This window comes from Pseudomonas sp. Pseusp97 (assembly GCF_047304025.1).
GTDB lineage: Bacteria > Pseudomonadota > Gammaproteobacteria > Pseudomonadales > Pseudomonadaceae > Pseudomonas.
Genome location: NZ_JBGLYK010000500.1, coordinates 1 through 423, shown reverse-complemented (window position 1 = coordinate 423; position 423 = coordinate 1). Strand labels below are relative to the sequence as shown.

Annotated in this window: 1 protein-coding gene; it reads right to left on the bottom strand. The window is 71.9% G+C overall.

Going from position 1 to position 423, the window contains the following annotated elements; all coding sequences use genetic code 11:
- On the bottom strand, positions 1 to 422 hold a 422-nt coding region (locus ACCC94_RS30105), incomplete at its 3' end, for a penicillin acylase family protein (RefSeq protein WP_413353222.1).
- Position 423: the final 1 nt, after the last annotated feature.

Below are 423 nucleotides of genomic sequence, written 5' to 3'. Positions count from 1 at the left end.
GTGCGCGGGCGCAGCCAGGCCTTGCCCGCGCACTGCGTGCCGGCGGCCTGGGTGTCCCACAGCCAGCGGTTGTAGCCGGCGGCGTAGCCATCGAGCAGGTCGCGGATCGGTTGCGGCTGGGCGCTGCGCATGCGACGCAGGGATTCGTTGTCGTTGAGCCAGGTGTAGAAGAAGTCCGAAGGCAGGTTGCCGATGCCGGCGGAGGTCCTGCCGTCGACGCCGAAGTAGCGCGAGCGCTCGCCCCGCGCCGTGAGGACTTCCTCGGCCAGCAGGCAGGCGTTGTCGCGGGCGTAGGCGTAGCCGATGCCGTAGCCCAGGCCCAGTTCGTCCCTGGCCTGGATATGCGGGATGCCGTAGCGGGTCCAGCGGATCTGCGCCTCGAGTGCGGCGCCATGGGCCAGCGCGGGCAGCCCGGCGGCCAGC